Source organism: Providencia sp. 6390 (assembly GCF_058148425.1).
This window is the reverse complement of sequence record NZ_JBYVYL010000004.1, coordinates 25,486-40,172: the sequence shown is the minus strand read 5'-3', so window position 1 is coordinate 40,172 and position 14,687 is coordinate 25,486. Positions and strand designations below refer to the sequence as shown.

General features: G+C 39.9%; 16 protein-coding genes. 7 read left to right on the top strand and 9 right to left on the bottom strand.

The genetic code is table 11. From position 1 onward, the window contains the following. Positions 1-174 precede the first annotated feature (174 nt). Together kdgK and AC3Z9T_RS09615 are read left to right on the top strand one after the other, a co-directional pair. On the top strand, positions 175-1,116 hold the full coding sequence (gene kdgK, locus AC3Z9T_RS09620) for a 2-dehydro-3-deoxygluconokinase (RefSeq protein ID WP_490125960.1): 942 nt from the start codon (positions 175-177) through the stop codon (positions 1,114-1,116). 13 nt (positions 1,117-1,129) lie between these two features. Then, a complete protein-coding gene (locus AC3Z9T_RS09615) occupies positions 1,130-1,747 on the top strand; it encodes a bifunctional 4-hydroxy-2-oxoglutarate aldolase/2-dehydro-3-deoxy-phosphogluconate aldolase (RefSeq protein ID WP_490125959.1) in 618 nt (205 codons plus the stop codon). A gap of 76 nt (positions 1,748-1,823) precedes the next feature. Here AC3Z9T_RS09615 and AC3Z9T_RS09610 read toward each other — a convergent pair whose 3' ends face one another. From AC3Z9T_RS09610 to AC3Z9T_RS09600, 3 genes are all read right to left on the bottom strand, one after another. Then, positions 1,824-2,549 carry an RNA polymerase sigma factor FliA gene (locus AC3Z9T_RS09610; protein WP_490125958.1) on the bottom strand — a complete coding sequence of 242 codons (726 nt, stop codon included), beginning with the start codon at positions 2,547-2,549 and terminating at the stop codon, positions 1,824-1,826. Between the two features lie 209 nt (positions 2,550-2,758). Continuing rightward, the gene (locus AC3Z9T_RS09605; RefSeq protein WP_490125957.1) at positions 2,759-4,072 is read right to left on the bottom strand and encodes a FliC/FljB family flagellin; all 1,314 of its coding nucleotides are present in this window, start codon (positions 4,070-4,072) and stop codon (positions 2,759-2,761) included. 366 nt (positions 4,073-4,438) lie between these two features. Beyond that, the gene (locus AC3Z9T_RS09600) at positions 4,439-5,749 is read right to left on the bottom strand and encodes a FliC/FljB family flagellin (protein WP_490125956.1); all 1,311 of its coding nucleotides are present in this window, start codon (positions 5,747-5,749) and stop codon (positions 4,439-4,441) included. Positions 5,750-6,096: 347 nt separating this feature from the next. On the opposite strand from AC3Z9T_RS09600, the gene fliD reads away from it, so the two are divergent. The 3 genes from fliD to fliT are packed head-to-tail and all read left to right on the top strand — an operon-like array spanning position 6,097 to position 8,301. Then, positions 6,097-7,518 (top strand): flagellar filament capping protein FliD, encoded by a 1,422-nt coding sequence (gene fliD / locus AC3Z9T_RS09595; RefSeq protein ID WP_490125955.1) that lies wholly within the window; start codon positions 6,097-6,099, stop codon positions 7,516-7,518. Between the two features lie 5 nt (positions 7,519-7,523). Further along, positions 7,524-7,922 (top strand): flagellar export chaperone FliS, encoded by a 399-nt coding sequence (gene fliS / locus AC3Z9T_RS09590; RefSeq protein ID WP_490125954.1) that lies wholly within the window; start codon positions 7,524-7,526, stop codon positions 7,920-7,922. Beyond that, positions 7,912-8,301, top strand: a complete 390-nt coding sequence (gene fliT, locus AC3Z9T_RS09585; protein WP_490125953.1) for a flagellar protein FliT — start codon at positions 7,912-7,914, stop codon at positions 8,299-8,301. The genes fliS and fliT overlap by 11 nt, the downstream gene beginning before the upstream one ends. Positions 8,302-8,372: 71 nt before the next feature. Here fliT and def read toward each other — a convergent pair whose 3' ends face one another. Both def and AC3Z9T_RS09575 read right to left on the bottom strand, forming a co-directional pair. Continuing rightward, positions 8,373-8,876 (bottom strand): peptide deformylase, encoded by a 504-nt coding sequence (gene def / locus AC3Z9T_RS09580; protein WP_490125952.1) that lies wholly within the window; start codon positions 8,874-8,876, stop codon positions 8,373-8,375. A gap of 289 nt (positions 8,877-9,165) precedes the next feature. Next, positions 9,166-10,194: a zinc-dependent alcohol dehydrogenase family protein gene (locus tag AC3Z9T_RS09575; RefSeq protein ID WP_490125951.1), complete on the bottom strand. Its 1,029-nt coding sequence runs from the start codon at positions 10,192-10,194 to the stop codon at positions 9,166-9,168. Positions 10,195-10,299: 105 nt separating this feature from the next. Here AC3Z9T_RS09575 and AC3Z9T_RS09570 point away from each other — a divergent pair, with 105 nt between their 5' ends. Beyond that, on the top strand, positions 10,300-11,202 hold the full coding sequence (locus tag AC3Z9T_RS09570; RefSeq protein ID WP_490125950.1) for a LysR family transcriptional regulator: 903 nt from the start codon (positions 10,300-10,302) through the stop codon (positions 11,200-11,202). Positions 11,203-11,298: 96 nt separating this feature from the next. Here the strand turns inward: AC3Z9T_RS09570 and AC3Z9T_RS09565 are convergent, their stop codons facing one another. Next, positions 11,299-11,493: a hypothetical protein gene (locus tag AC3Z9T_RS09565; RefSeq protein WP_490125949.1), complete on the bottom strand. Its 195-nt coding sequence runs from the start codon at positions 11,491-11,493 to the stop codon at positions 11,299-11,301. On the opposite strand from AC3Z9T_RS09565, the gene AC3Z9T_RS09560 reads away from it, so the two are divergent. Beyond that, entirely contained in the window at positions 11,492-12,364 is an 873-nt protein-coding gene (locus AC3Z9T_RS09560) for a YadA-like family protein (protein ID WP_490125948.1), read from the top strand. The genes AC3Z9T_RS09565 and AC3Z9T_RS09560 overlap by 2 nt on opposite strands. 94 nt (positions 12,365-12,458) lie before the next feature. On the opposite strand, the gene AC3Z9T_RS09555 is transcribed toward AC3Z9T_RS09560, so the two are convergent. From AC3Z9T_RS09555 to AC3Z9T_RS09545, 3 genes are read right to left on the bottom strand one after another with little or no spacing between them, the layout of a single operon-like run. Beyond that, complete coding sequence (locus tag AC3Z9T_RS09555; protein WP_490125947.1) at positions 12,459-13,616, bottom strand: MrpH family fimbial adhesin; 1,158 nt, start codon at positions 13,614-13,616, stop codon at positions 12,459-12,461. Positions 13,617-13,630: 14 nt separating this feature from the next. Beyond that, the gene (locus AC3Z9T_RS09550; RefSeq protein ID WP_490125946.1) at positions 13,631-14,164 is read right to left on the bottom strand and encodes a fimbrial protein; all 534 of its coding nucleotides are present in this window, start codon (positions 14,162-14,164) and stop codon (positions 13,631-13,633) included. After that, entirely contained in the window at positions 14,164-14,685 is a 522-nt protein-coding gene (locus tag AC3Z9T_RS09545; protein WP_490126264.1) for a fimbrial protein, read from the bottom strand. Before AC3Z9T_RS09545 ends, AC3Z9T_RS09550 begins: the two co-directional genes overlap by 1 nt. Positions 14,686-14,687 lie beyond the last annotated feature (2 nt).

Below are 14,687 nucleotides of genomic sequence, written 5' to 3'. Positions count from 1 at the left end.
AACTAGACTCTAAATAATTCGAGATTCAGCTAGGCGACAAGTGAGCGAGTCGCTGGGAGCCTACATAAGTAGGTGACTAGTGCGAGTGAGCGTAGTCAACAACGCTGCAACTTGAAGTATGACGAGTATATTCAATGATGATTTTAGAATGACAACAAAATGCAGGTGGTAAACATGGCTAAAACTTCGCAAGTTGCCATTATTGGCGAATGTATGGTTGAGCTACAGAAATCAGGGGAACTGTTCAAACAAAGCTATGGGGGCGACACTCTCAATACCGCACTCTACCTCGCTCGCTTAACCTCTTCGCAAGATGTAATGACACGCTATTTTACGGGGCTTGGGCAAGACCCATTTAGCCAACAAATGTTAACTAGCTGGCAAAAAGAAGGCATTAATACCGATAGTGTTATTATCTCGGATAAACACTTACCCGGCATGTATTTGATTGAAACTTCAGCGGAGGGTGAACGCCGCTTTTTCTACTGGCGAGACAACTCAGCTGCTAAATATTGGTTAAATGACAAAACTGTCGCCAACACACAACAATTGCTCAATCAACAGCAATTTATCTATCTAAGTGGTATCAGTTTAGCCATTCTCCCCGAGCCTGCTCGTCACTTATTGTTTAATCTATTAGAAAATGCCCGCAAATCAGGCTCAAAAATTATCTTTGATAATAATTATCGCCCTGCATTATGGCCTTCTACTGAGGCTGCTCAAGTGGCTTATCAACGCATGCTTACGCTGACAGATATGGCTTTTTTGACCTTCGATGATGAACAGTTATTATATGGCGATCAACACGAAAGCCAATCTATCGCTCGTGCTCAGCAATATGGTGTCAATGAAATCGTCATCAAAAGAGGTGCAGAACCCTGCTATATCGTTATCGATCATGAACAACAAGAAATCCCTGCTAACAAAGTCAGCAATGTTATTGATACCACAGCGGCAGGTGATTCTTTCAGCGCAGGCTACCTCGCCTGCCGTATTTTAGGGGGCTCTCCCGCGGAGGCCGCCAATGCAGGTCACCTTCTCGCAGGTACTGTGATCCAACACCGTGGTGCTATTATCCCTAGCGATGCCATGCCTCAATTAATATTAAATAACTAATAAAGGCTTAATCATGAATCAACTCATTGAGAAATTAAAAAAAATCAGCGTTGTTCCTGTTATTACTATCAATAATGCAGAGCATGGCGCGCCACTTGCCAAAGCCTTGGTTGAAAATGGTTTGCCTTGTGCTGAAGTGACGTTTCGCACACCTGCTGCTGTTCAAGCCATTAAAAATATGCGGGCGGCCTACCCTGAAATTTTAATTGGTGCGGGAACCGTACTGACCACTCAACAAGTCGATCAGGCCATTGAGGCCGGTGTTGATTTTATTGTTAGCCCCGGTTTTAATCCTAAAATCGTGGCTTATTGCCAGCAAAAAAATGTCATTATCATTCCAGGTTTGAACAACCCGAGTCTTGTTGAGCAAGCGTTAGAGTTTAATTTAACCACAGTTAAATTCTTCCCTGCTGAAGCGTCTGGTGGCGTTGCAATGTTAAAGGCATTGAGTGCTGTTTACCCAGTCACCTTTATGCCTACAGGGGGCATCAGCCCTAAAAATATTAAAGACTACACCGACTTACCTTCAGTACTGATCTGTGGAGGCTCATGGATGGTACCTAACAATTTGATAGACAATGAAAATTGGGATGAGCTTGGCAAACTGATAGCCGAAGCAGCTAATTTGTAGTTTCGATGATGGCTTTTCGCAAATAATCACTCAATATAGTGAGGTAATTACCGCACTATATTGATCTCACTATTGCTTATTCAGCGACCGATTTTAAACGACCGCGTAATCGTTTTATGGCCTGACTATGCAACTGACTAACTCGCGACTCTCCCACTTCGAGCACTGCACCAATCTCTTTCAAATTGAGTTCTTCTTGATAATAGAGAGTTAGCACCAGTTTTTCGCGCTCAGGCAACTGCTCAATAGCCTCAATGACTTGTGAACGTAGATTAGATTCCATCAATAAGCTTAATGGATTACCACCATCCGTTTCATCCATGGTGGGTTCACAACTTTCACCATGAATTTCATGCCATTCATCATAAGAAAAGAGTTGGCTGTTATTGGTATCGAGTAACGCTTGGCGGTATTCGACAATATCGATTTGCAATGAATCTGCAATTTCACTTTCTGTTGCGGTTCGGCCTAATGATTGTTCTAGCTCTCCAATCGCTTTTGCCATTTCACGTGCTTGGCGGCGAACACTGCGTGGTGCCCAATCACGACTGCGTAGCTCATCAAGCATTGAACCACGAATGCGTTGTACAGCGTATGTGGCAAATGATGCACCTTGAGTAGCATCAAAACGTTCTAATGCATGCAATAAACCAATGCCACCCGCTTGGATCAAGTCATCAATATCCACGCTTGCGGGGAGTCTCACTTGCAGCTTAAGGGCCTCATGTCGTATTAGTGGATAATAACGCTCCCACAGGCTATTTTTATTAATTACACCTTCGGCAGTATATAAATCACTCACAAACGGCATCACCTTTAAAACCCATACAAAGGCATTTATTATGCTAGTTGATGAATAATTCAATCCGCAGAGTAATGGGGTAAATTGGCGCTATTTTACCTAACCTAAATTAATACAGTGTAGATATTCACATTATTAATGGCTTTTTTTGTCATGATAAAAAAGGCCAGAAGTTTCTGGCCTTGGATAGAATAGAAAGGGAGTAAAAATTAACGCAACAGGCTCAGAACACCTTGTGGAACTTGGTTTGCTTGTGCCAAAACTGCGGTACCTGCTTGTTGCAGAATTTGACCACGGCTCATGTTAGACACTTCGGTCGCAAAATCAGCATCTTCGATACGGCTACGTGCAGCACTCAGGTTGTTGACTGAGTTGTTCAGGTTGTTGATCGTTGATTGGAAACGGTTCTGTACCGCACCCAAAGATGAACGAAGAGTATCAACCGTTTTCAACGCATCATCTAACGCTGCTAGAGGTTCATCATCAATTCCCATTTTAACTGCTTTATCATCAGCAATTTTTGTTGCATCGGTCAATTTTCCTGTCGTTGCATCAAAATCACTTCTTTTAACTTCAAAATATTTATCGTCTTTTTTGATTAAGAAGGTATCTTTTTCTGCTTTACCATCAGCGCCTACTTTTTGGAATAATTGCTCGCCATCGTTTAAGACAATTCCTTTGCTACCGTCTGTTTTTGCGATAGCTTCAGCGCCATCAGCAATTTCCGAACCTAAAGTTGTCCCTGTTGTAGGATCCGTTGCTTCTTTTGTGATACCTGCGATATCAACTTTACCAGTAGCAGCATCAATTCTTGAGCTATCAATTTTATAAAAGCCTTTGTCAGCACCAGTCGTTTTCTCAACATAAAATTCATCCGTTTTTCCCTTAACTAGATGAAGTTTTTCATCAGCACCCGCAGCATATTTCACAGCTGGAGTACCTTTAACCTCTGTTTCACTTAAGTTTTTAATTTGGCTACCAATTTGACCTGTTTTAGACAGATCTAAACTATCAATTTTCAATACTGAGCTATCAATTTTTTTCAAATCAAAAGAAATGGTTTCGCCATCGTTAGCACCAACCTGAATACTCATTGCGCCATCTTTGTTCAACACTTTCTTACCGTTGAATTGAGTTTGTTCTGAAATACGATCAATTTCTGCTAAACGTTGCTTCACTTCTTCTTGAATAGATTTAGTATCTGATTCTGAGTTAGAACCATTTTTCGCTTGTACAGCCAACTCACGAATACGTTGCAAGTTGTTGTTAATTTCATTAACTGCACCTTCCGCTGTTTGCATGGTAGAGATACCATCGTTAGCATTGCGTGCAGCTTGAGTTAAACCTTTAATGTTTGCTGTAAAACGGTTAGCAATCGCTTGGCCCGCAGCATCGTCTTTAGCGCTGTTGATACGAGAACCAGAAGACAAACGTTCAATTGCTGTACCCAGCACACCTTGTGAACGGTTTAAGTTGTTTTGCGTTGTCAGAGACAGAACGTTAGTGTTGATGACCTGTGCCATGATATAAGTCCTTGTTATTCGATAATAATAAGGAAGGCTGATTTATTAAGCCATTCCATTGTTGCCACGAATATGATTATCGGCGGCATCAAAAAGGGCTTTAGGGTTTTCAATAAATAATTTGCGAAATAAAATCAAAGAAATAATAATCACCATAAATAACAATGGGATATTTATTTTATGAATATGTTAGATTTGTGGATTAATTGGCAGATGTTTTAGCAAAGGTGATAATAATAAGGTGTTTATAGCCAGAAATGTTGGTATGAAAAGTGCGTTGGGGTGAAATATACGTTGGAGTAATAGATAAAATAAAAAGCTATCCCAAGTCAGCTTCCTAACTTGAGATAACCAGAGAAGCTTAAATTAACGTAATAGGCTTAGTACGCTTTGGGTAGTTTGGTTCGCTTGTGCTAACACCGCCATACCTGCTTGTTGTAAGGTTTGGCCTTTGGTCATATTAGACACTTCAGTTGCAAAATCGGCATCTTGAATACGACTGAGTGCAGAACTCAGATTAACCACTGTATTTTGAAGGCTATTCACCGTGGATTCCATACGGTTTTGTACCGCACCTAAGGTTGAACGCATGCTATCCACAGTTTTTAATGCTTCATCCAATGCGGCTAGTGGTTCATCATGGATATCGGTAGTCATTGCTGCCTTAGGATCAAGCTTAGTCGCTTTATTCTTTAACTCACCCGAAGTTGCATCAAAATCAGCCCTATCGACTTCAAAATACTGGTCATCTTTTTTGATGATGAATTTATCCGCAATGGCTTTACCATCTGCATCTAATTTTTGGTGTAGTTCCTCACCGGTATCAAGTTTGATTGCTTTTTGTGGGGATACAGCAGCTGTAATATCATCCTTGTCGTTAATTTGTATACCTTTAGCAGTGTCAGCCGCCGTCGCTGCAGAACTGGTAAGCGCTGTCAGAGTAGCTGTATCTATAGAACCATCTGATTTAAAATCGCTCTTTGAAACAATAAATTTATCAGTACCATCATCAAGTAAGAATTTACCCGCATCTGCACCGCCTGCTTTATATAATTTTTGGCTACCAGTCATCTTAAATTTAAAAGCATCAACTTTTTTAACCTCAGTTTCACTTAAGTTCTTAACTTGCTTGCCAATTTGGCCTCGGTTAGACAAATCCAAATCGTCCACTTTCAACACTGAGCTATCAATCTTTTTGAATTCTAATGAAAGCGATTGATGATCAAGTGCGCCAATCTGAATTTTCATGTCACCATCTTTGCTGAGCATTTTATTGCCATTAAAGTCTGTTTGTACTGAAATACGATCGATTTCTTCTAAACGTTGTACCACTTCTTCTTGTAGAGATTTAATATCCGATTCTGAGTTGGTGCCATTACTCGCCTGCACTGTCAATTCACGGATACGCTGTAAGTTATTGTTAATTTCATTAACCGCACCTTCGGCCGTTTGTGCCATCGAAATACCATCATTGGCATTACGCGCCGCTTGGGTTAATCCTTTTACATTGGTGGTAAAACGGTTAGCAATTGCTTGACCTGCCGCATCATCTTTTGCGCTATTGATACGCATACCTGAAGACAAACGCTCTATCGCCTTCGCCTGTACACTTTGAGACTTGTTTAAATTGTTCTGAGTATTCAGAGACAGAATATTGGTATTGATAACTTGCGCCATTATATAAACCCTTTCCATTCATATATATTATATATTGAATTAACCACCTATTCATTATGATTAATTCGTCAAAGTGATTATCGGCAGCATTAAAAATGGCTTTAGCAATTTAATTTGGTATTTTTATCTTATCAAACATAACCGTAATGTTTATAATGATTTACACCATAAAATTAACGATAACCTCCGTTTAATTAGCTTCAAACGGTTGCTTATTTATGTTCAATAGAGACAAATACCCAGCTTTCTGTCGCTAACTCGTGCCATCATTATTTGTGTATATCGTCTAAGATTTCCGCCTTTCTCGCCGATAACCTGTTAAACGAGAATATTTTTAGGAGAAATTCATGGCTGGTATAGCGACACTCGGTATCGGGGCTAACTTAGATTTAAATAATCAAATGAGCCAAATTGAAGCGGTCGAAAGACGCCGTTTGGAACCATTAACGACACAGAAAGCCAGCTATGACGCGCAAATCAGTGCCTATGGCAAAATGCAATCATCACTGGAAAAATTAAAAAAAGCCGCTGAAGATCTAAAAAAGTATGGTGATATCAGCACCACTAAAGTAAATGGTGATTATAAAAGCTTTGATGTCAAAACCGATGGTAAGGCCGTTGCAGGTGTTCACGATGTGGTAGTTAAAAATTTAGCTAAAGCACAAACTATCGCCACCCAAGGCCAAAGTGATAATAAAAAATTATTAGGCAATGGCAACCCAGAGCGCACCATCACTATTACCCAACCCGCAGAAAAAAAACCGATTGTCGTTAAGTTAGATAACGAGCACACTTCACTGATTGAGATTGCAGATGCCATTAATAAAACAGACAGTAATGTCAGCGCTTCAATCATTAAAGATAAAACCAATAACTATCACCTTGTAGTGACGTCCAAAAAAGAAGGCACTGATCACCGTATCAATATTAAGGTAGAGGGTGATGATGCTTTAGCTAACTTAATGGATGTTCAATCTGAATTAGGTTCCGATAATAAGGTCACCATCAAAGGTGCACCGGGTATGGAGCAAAAAGTGGCTCCACAAAATGCCCAGTTGGTTATTGATGGTTTTGAACTCGAATCACAAACCAATGAAGCCAAAGATCTGTTTCCCGGCCTGACATTGACGCTTAAACAGGAAACGGAAGCATCAAAAACCGATCATTTGATCATTTCATCCGATATCGAACCCGCAAAAGCCAAAATCAAAGCATGGGTCGATGCTTATAATGAATTTCAAACCCTTGCCACTGAGCTAACTAAATACACCCCAACCGATAAAGGGGTTGAGCCCGACAAAACCAATGGTCCATTACTCGGTGATTCAACATTGCGAGGGATCCAGAGCCAATTACGTACCCATGTGCGTACTGCGCAACCAAGTGGTCAAATTGATACCTTAAGCAAAATGGGCATCAAGCAAAAACTTGATGGCACATTAGAGATTGATAATAAAAAATTTGAAGAGGCTCTAAAAGAAAACACCGCTAGCGTTAAAACCTTCTTTATGGGCGATGGCAAAGAAACGGGTTTTGGTACTGAAAACTTTGAATTTTTGAAAAAGACCCTTGATAGCAAAGAGGGAACAATCCATAACGCCACCGATGGTCTGCAAAAGAAAAAGAAAAGCCTCGATAAACGTATTGAGCAAACGAATAAACAAATTGAAAGCACCATGGATGGTTACCGTCGCCAATTCCAAAACCTCGATAAAATGATGACGTCGCTTAACAGCACCAGTAATTCTTTAGGTAGACTCTTAGGTTAATTAATATGTACCAACAAAAAGCAAAACAAGCTTATCAACAAGTCGATATTGAGAGTGAAATTATCAATGCCACTCCCTATCAGTTAATCACTATCCTGTATAAGGGCGCGTTAAGCGCCCTAAAACGGGCTGAAATTTTTATTCAGCAAAATGATATCGCTGCGAAAGGTAAAGAACTTTCCAAAGCGATCGATATCATCGATACGGGTTTAAAACATGCGTTAAATCATGATGCTGGCGGCGAAATTGCCGATAATTTAGCCCGCCTTTATGACTATATGGTGATCCGTTTGCTCAAGGCTAATCTTGAAAATAATATCACTTATATACAAGAAGTTTACCAATTACTCTCCGATCTTGCGTTAACGTGGCAGCAGATTGGGGCAAATGTGGATGAAAGATAAACAGGTGAACAATCATAAACCTATTGATTTACATGAAATCTATCGTGATGTTTTAGTATTAAGTGAAAATTTAGTCGCACTGGCACAAGCAAAAGAGTGGGAGCAACTGATCGCCCGCGAAACAGAGTATGTCCATGCTGTCGAAAATTTGACGCAATTGTCACATGAGCTCGAAGCGCAGCAGCCCATCACAGATGAATTGGTCGCGTTGTTGCAGCAAATAATTGAAAATGAACGTATAACTAAAACCTATTTACAACAGCATCTAGATTTTTTAAGCAAAGAAATTAAACAATTAGATCAGAATCGGGCACTTAACAATAGCTATGGCCAGTTTAATCAACCAGATGCCCAAAAAACAATAAAGCCCCTTGAATAGTGATATATGTCAGAGCCCCCTGCACACTTTTTTCTAATACAAATAAGTGTGCAGGTACGGAGCCGATTAAATCACTGCTTTAATCTTTGTTGTTTCTTGAGTTTTTTCAATAACATATTGCGTTTTAGTGTTGATAAGTGGTCGAGAAACACTTTACCGTGCAAATGGTCAATTTCATGTTGCATTACGATCGCCAAAAACTCATCAGAATCGACGATAAACTCATTACCTTTTCTATCTAATGCTTTGACTTTCACACGTTGAAAACGTGCAACATCAGCGTAGATGTCAGGTACAGAAAGGCAGCCTTCTTGGTAGCTGGTTTCCCCTTCACTTTCAATAATTTCAGGGTTAATAAACACCATCGGCTGATCACGATTTTCAGATATATCAATCACCATGACGGATTGCGATGCCGCTATCTGCGTCGCCGCCAAACCAATGCCGTTATCGGTACTGTACATCGTATCCAATAAGTCATCGATCAAACCTTGCACCGCAGCAATATCTGTCACTGTGTGACATGTCACACGCAATCGTTCATCGGGTATTTCAATAATCTCTCTTACTGCCATAATTCGAAGATCCTTCAATCACACTCTTTACTTAAGCTATAGCACATTATCGTCTGTTTAAATTTACGATAAGATGCAAAAAATGGCATTGTTGCCAATATAAAAAATCACACCATGATTAATAGCGCTATGGTTTGAAAAACATAACGTTAAAAACAAGGTGCAATGAAATTTTACAGAAAAATAACATGTTATTGCTAAAAAAACACGCTAAAAAATAATTTACGTGGATTGAATAAATTTGCTATTCCCTCATTAAATAATAATGTAATGAGGGAACATTAAATGATTAGTTAACACTAATCACTATTTTACCAAAAGCGCCTTGTTGTAAATGTTCAAATGCCTGTTTTGCATTATTAAAATCATATTTTTCACCGATGATTGGTGTGATTTTATATTGTTCAACGATACGACAAAGATCTTCCAGTGCACGACGATGCCCTACCGTAATACCTTGAATAATGCCTCTTCTTAACATTAATGGTAGTGCTGGCACCGCTAAATCACTATCTGCCATAAAACCTATTTGAGAAATTCGCCCATCAGCAGCTAATGCATTCACTGATTGGCGTAAATTATCGCCCCCAATCAATTCTAAAATATGATCAGCACCGTGACCGTCAGTCAATTTGACCACTTCATCAGCCCAGTTAGGCATATGTTGAGTGTTAATAACCGCTGTCGCACCTAATGCTTTTACCTTATGCAGTTTCTCTTCACTACGAGAGGTAATGATGGTATGTGCTCCCAGTGCATGGGCAATTTGATGTGCGAACAGCGAAACTCCCCCTGTACCTTGTAGCAACACATAATCATTTTGTTGGAGCTTTCCGAGTTCTCCAAGTGCAAACCATGCTGTTAGCCCTGCAACCGGTAAGGTCGCCGCCTCTTCTGACGTCAAACTCAGAGGGCTTCTAACTAAAATATCTTCATGTAAAACGATATATTCAGCCAATACCCCCGGTAATGGCCCACCCAATGAATGCCCATGATACAGCATTTCAGCAGGGGCTTTACCATCCAGCCATGTTGCCCAAAAATTAGCGATCACCTGCTCACCTATGGAAAATCGTGAACCCCCTTCACCTAATGCAACAATTTCGCCTGACATATCAGATGCAGGGGTAAATGGCATTTCAGGCAGCTCAGGTAATAACTCCCCCTCAATGACCAATTTATCTCGATAATTAAGAGAAACTGCATTCACCTTAATCAGAACTTCATTTTTCTGCGGAGTCGGTACAGGTACTTCAACTAAGGTTAAATTTTCAATACCGAATTGTTCGAGTTGCCAACGTTTCATCATTTTCATCATTGTTTTCCACATTTTGTTACTGATAATGCGCATTTTATTGACAACCTTTTATCTTGTATCGCGATATCATTTCGTTATATTTCCGACAAAATGGATACAATTATCATGAATACGGCTCCCTACTCACAACTCCTCTATATGATGGCTTTTATCCATACCGTTGAAACGGGAAGCTTTACCGCTGCAGCGGCACGTATGGGAGTATCTAAATCAGCAACAGGCAAACATGTTGCCAAGTTAGAAGAACGACTGGGTGTCAAGTTACTCAATCGCACCACTCGCAGCGTCAATCTAACCGAGGAGGGTACACTCTATTATCAAAGTTGCCTGAAGGTGATTGAAGAGCTTACAGAAGCAGAATCGCTATTAGCATTTCGTAAAAATATTGTGTCAGGTAAATTACGTATCAGCTTGCCACTCTCTTATGGCCGCCTACAAATTATGCCAATCTTAACCGACGTCGCGAAAAAACATCCTGATCTGCATTTAGATATTTCATTCACCGATAGAAAAGTTGATCTGATAGAAGAAAATATTGATTTGGTGGTACGACTCGGAGACACAGGAAACTATCGCAGTATTTCTGGACGACAAATCGATGTACAGCATTCTGTGGTTTGTGCTTCACCTGAATACATACAACAACATGGCATACCGCAAAATATAGAACAACTGGCTGCACATTCTTGCATTGGCTTTGCTTACGGCGGTCGTGTTGTGCCTTGGAAATTACTGGATAAGCAAGGCAATCCCTACGATTTTTTACCCAATGCACGTTTTGTGATTAGCCATGGGGAAGCGCTAAGAGATGCTGTCATCAATGGCATGGGTATCGCACATTTGGCGACTTGGTTGATGGGTGATGCCGTACAACAAGGCCAATTACAAGTTCTTCCTATCGCTACACCTAAAAGTGATTTTATTGTGTCCGTGCTTTGGCCGACGTCACGTAATTTATCACCACGAGTTCGTGTGGTGGTTGATGAACTGGTTAATAAATTAAAATGATAAATAATACTTCGTTCTTGGCGTGTTATTTTTAATAAAAATCAATTCAGAAACAATCACTATTTACGAATTTATCGTTAGTTATTTCTGAATTTTTTACCCATTAATTTCATCATAAAATAAAGTATCCATAACAGAATTAGTTATAAACGGAATAATTTTTATTAATTCATTCAATATAGGATATAAAATGAAAAAAGGATTTTTAGCCGGCTCAATCGCTTTGATAATATCGTCTTCTCTCTCAAATACCGCTTTCTCATTACCTGTTATTTCTGCGGGAACTGACATGGCTATCTCTATAATCGAAACGTTATCTGATATACCTGCTGGCATAGCATCTGAAAAACAAAAAGAAGAAGCCATAAAAAAATATGATGAACGACGCTTTAATGCTTTTTTTGCCTCTAACTATAAAAAACCTGTGGATACACCTATCACAGTTGAAGATCATTTTAATAAAATAATCTATAACGATATGCAAGACGTCTATCGTGAATTAGAACCAAAGATGTCTGATATCAACCAAGCTATTAATGAATCTAAGCAAAAAACTGCAGATAACATCAACAGTAAAGTTAAAGATCTAGAAAATAAAATTGACTCCGGCGACCAAAATACACTTCGCCTAAGCAGAGAATACACTAATGAATACGCCGATGAATTAATGGAATACACTGAGACAACCAATAAACAAGTATTAGAAGAGAGCCAAGGATATACCGATAATATCGCCATGGATTTGGTAGAAACCATTCATCAACAACATGATTCTGCGGTGGATACCAGTAAAAAATATACCGATCAAATATCAAATAAAAATAACAAAGCACATCATGCAAAATTTCAGCAATTAGAATCAATGCACATGCAAAACCAAGCACAAAATGAAACCCGTTTTTCTCAAATGGATAAAAAAATCAGCAAAACTGCCAAACAAGCGAATTCTGGTATTGCTTCCGTAGCAGCGATGTCGAATATTCCGTATGCGATGAATACTCGCTTTAGCCTAGGCGCCGGTTTGGGTAACTATCGTAATGGCAATGCTGTCGCTGTTGGTGCTCAATACCAAATAAAAGAAAATGTAAATCTACGCAGCTCTGTTTCTTGGAATAACTCAGATAGCGCGGTTGTTGGTGCGGGTATTGCAATTGGTTGGTAAGCATTCAATTACACCACTGATATTTATATAACCTATCAGTGGATCTATTCCTAAATAGTGCCATAATTGGCACTATTTATAAATACCCAAACAACTAATCAAATGTCGCTATCAACCAAGCAGAACCTTTATAGTCACCCGCGACAGCATTGTTACCTTGAATATGACTGGTGATCTTAATTGTTCTCAGATCTTTGATGTCTATTTTAAAATCTTTCCCCGTTTGACCCGTTGTTTCATCGGTCATGGTCAAATCGCTATAAATTTTATTATTACTATTTTGGCTACTGGTCATTGGCAATCGCTTTTGTGGATCGCTGTCAGTAGCATAATCAAGGCGTAGCCTCACCTTGGTTGACACTGAAAACTTACAGGTATAGGTAACTTTTTCTGTGATTAAGCTGTCGTAATTTAATGTATTTAACTGCCCATGACGTAAATTGACTGTGCCTGCTTGCCCTGTACTGGTCATAGTTGTACAAGAAGATCCTACGTTTAATTGAGAAGCAGCCAACCGCATCGGTACTGATGAATCACTTAATGTCCACGATGTTTGAGGCGGTGTGGTTCGTGACGCAGTAAAAGCACGCACATAACCACCAAGATTCATTGCTGCAATAGGTAACTGACCATCGATAATACGATCATTAATATAGAAAGTAACAGTGATAGGGAATTGTACGGTAAAATCACCTGCACTTGCTGTTGTCGTTGAGGTCGTCGAGGCACAAATGTTACCACCGATATTAACCCAATTAATGATTTGAGTCTCAACCGTCATCACTAAGTTACTGTTAATACGATATGCCGTTTTGCCATCAACATTCGTTCCTGCCGTTGGTGCAAACATAAATAAACGGTGAAATGCATTACCAGCCGGGATACTGGTATTGCTACCGCTTCCCCAAGTTCTTCCTATACAATTTACTGTTCCAGATACACTTACCGCAGAACTACTACCGTTAATGACGATAGGACTGCCAACACGATAGTAATCCTTACCGTCAGTCCCTTTAATGGGAGTAGTTGCTATCGAACTATTACTTGCTAAAGTGATCAAATAACCGCTATTCACGTTCTGAATACGCGGAGCATAGTCAGCTTTCGCTGCAGAACTCAATAAAAGTGCTCCAGCAAAACAGCCACTGAATAATGTGGCGTAATGAAGTAAAAAAAGTGATGGCTTCAGTGTAACCCTGTTCACCCCTTTCTTTTTTTTCCACTGCCAAATATTGCTTATTAATTTTGACATAACAAAAACACTCACTAGTTATAAGTCACAGAAAGGGTGACGGTTGACGTAAACTTCCCCAGATCCAATTGATTGATCGGGACCGCACTCACTAACTGCGCTTGTAAATCCATGCGATACAGTGTTGCATCAACCCGTGCAGGATAGATTCGTTGCTTTTTACTTACTTCCAGCGCCCGAACTGTGCCCCCTGTCACTTCTTTAAAATCAATCCCTAGCCCATCGGTACTGGTAGCTAAGATATTTTTACCGTTATATAACAAGGTGCTTCCTCCTTTAGGATTCAACACAATCGCTAGCGTGTTGTTAAAATTGCACCCTGAGATATAGAGCGAAAAATCTTTCACTGCCGCTGATTTATTCAGCGCTTCTGGATTGAGCGTGCCAAAACCAATTTTCAATGGTGAGCTGCTGTTTTCACTGCGAATATTACAGGCCGGATCGACCATGGTGGCGGTAACATCCACTAACACATCGGCTGAGCTTTCTAATGCGGCGAACAACAACAATAACCCTAATGGTTTTTTTATTTGATTGAGTATGGTCATTATTCGTACTCCACATTAAAGGTCACAATACTGGAAAAATCGCCAATCTTGGCTTCTCCTGTGGCAGGCTTGCGAACAAAAACGCCAAAATCAAATTGCTGTAAACCGTCAACCACACTAACATCACCAATGGTCATGGGTTTATTCCACACAATCGGTTTTTCATCATGATCAATCAGCCCGAGGACCACACCGCTATCACCTTTTGTGGTTAAAAAACTATCACCACCAATATTGACTAACTCATTGCTTTGCCACGTGAGTTTGATACTTTTTTGCAAATCCGTTTCACTGCACTTATCGATAGCAATGGTAAACGGTGTTACCGCACTGGTTTCATTTTCATTAATAAATTGCCAACGCAAATTGTATAGCGTGATCTTTTTATTAATGGACTCCGCCGCCACTTGGCATGCGGTACTAACCAGCTCACCACTGAACTCAACATCCAAATTATTCGCTGACCATGCAGGAGATTGCCCTGCCAAAAGCACCACAGGACATAGCCAAAGACATCTCATCA

Bases quoted from the DNA above. Each gene is read 5' to 3' on its own strand.
- kdgK (WP_490125960.1), top strand. From the start codon at position 175: ATGGCTAAAACTTCGCAAGTTGCCATTATTGGCGAATGTATGGTTGAG.
- AC3Z9T_RS09615 (WP_490125959.1), top strand. From the start codon at position 1,130: ATGAATCAACTCATTGAGAAATTAAAAAAAATCAGCGTTGTTCCTGTT.
- AC3Z9T_RS09605 (WP_490125957.1), bottom strand. From the start codon at position 4,072: ATGGCACAGGTCATCAACACTAACGTTCTGTCTCTGACAACGCAAAAC.
- AC3Z9T_RS09600 (WP_490125956.1), bottom strand. From the start codon at position 5,749: ATGGCGCAAGTTATCAATACCAATATTCTGTCTCTGAATACTCAGAAC.
- fliD (WP_490125955.1), top strand. From the start codon at position 6,097: ATGGCTGGTATAGCGACACTCGGTATCGGGGCTAACTTAGATTTAAAT.
- fliS (WP_490125954.1), top strand. From the start codon at position 7,524: ATGTACCAACAAAAAGCAAAACAAGCTTATCAACAAGTCGATATTGAG.
- fliT (WP_490125953.1), top strand. From the start codon at position 7,912: ATGAAAGATAAACAGGTGAACAATCATAAACCTATTGATTTACATGAA.
- def (WP_490125952.1), bottom strand. From the start codon at position 8,876: ATGGCAGTAAGAGAGATTATTGAAATACCCGATGAACGATTGCGTGTG.
- AC3Z9T_RS09575 (WP_490125951.1), bottom strand. From the start codon at position 10,194: ATGATGAAAATGATGAAACGTTGGCAACTCGAACAATTCGGTATTGAA.
- AC3Z9T_RS09570 (WP_490125950.1), top strand. From the start codon at position 10,300: ATGAATACGGCTCCCTACTCACAACTCCTCTATATGATGGCTTTTATC.
- AC3Z9T_RS09560 (WP_490125948.1), top strand. From the start codon at position 11,492: ATGGCTATCTCTATAATCGAAACGTTATCTGATATACCTGCTGGCATA.
- AC3Z9T_RS09565 (WP_490125949.1), bottom strand. From the start codon at position 11,493: ATGTCAGTTCCCGCAGAAATAACAGGTAATGAGAAAGCGGTATTTGAG.
- AC3Z9T_RS09555 (WP_490125947.1), bottom strand. From the start codon at position 13,616: ATGTCAAAATTAATAAGCAATATTTGGCAGTGGAAAAAAAAGAAAGGG.
- AC3Z9T_RS09550 (WP_490125946.1), bottom strand. From the start codon at position 14,164: ATGACCATACTCAATCAAATAAAAAAACCATTAGGGTTATTGTTGTTG.
- AC3Z9T_RS09545 (WP_490126264.1), bottom strand. From the start codon at position 14,685: ATGAGATGTCTTTGGCTATGTCCTGTGGTGCTTTTGGCAGGGCAATCT.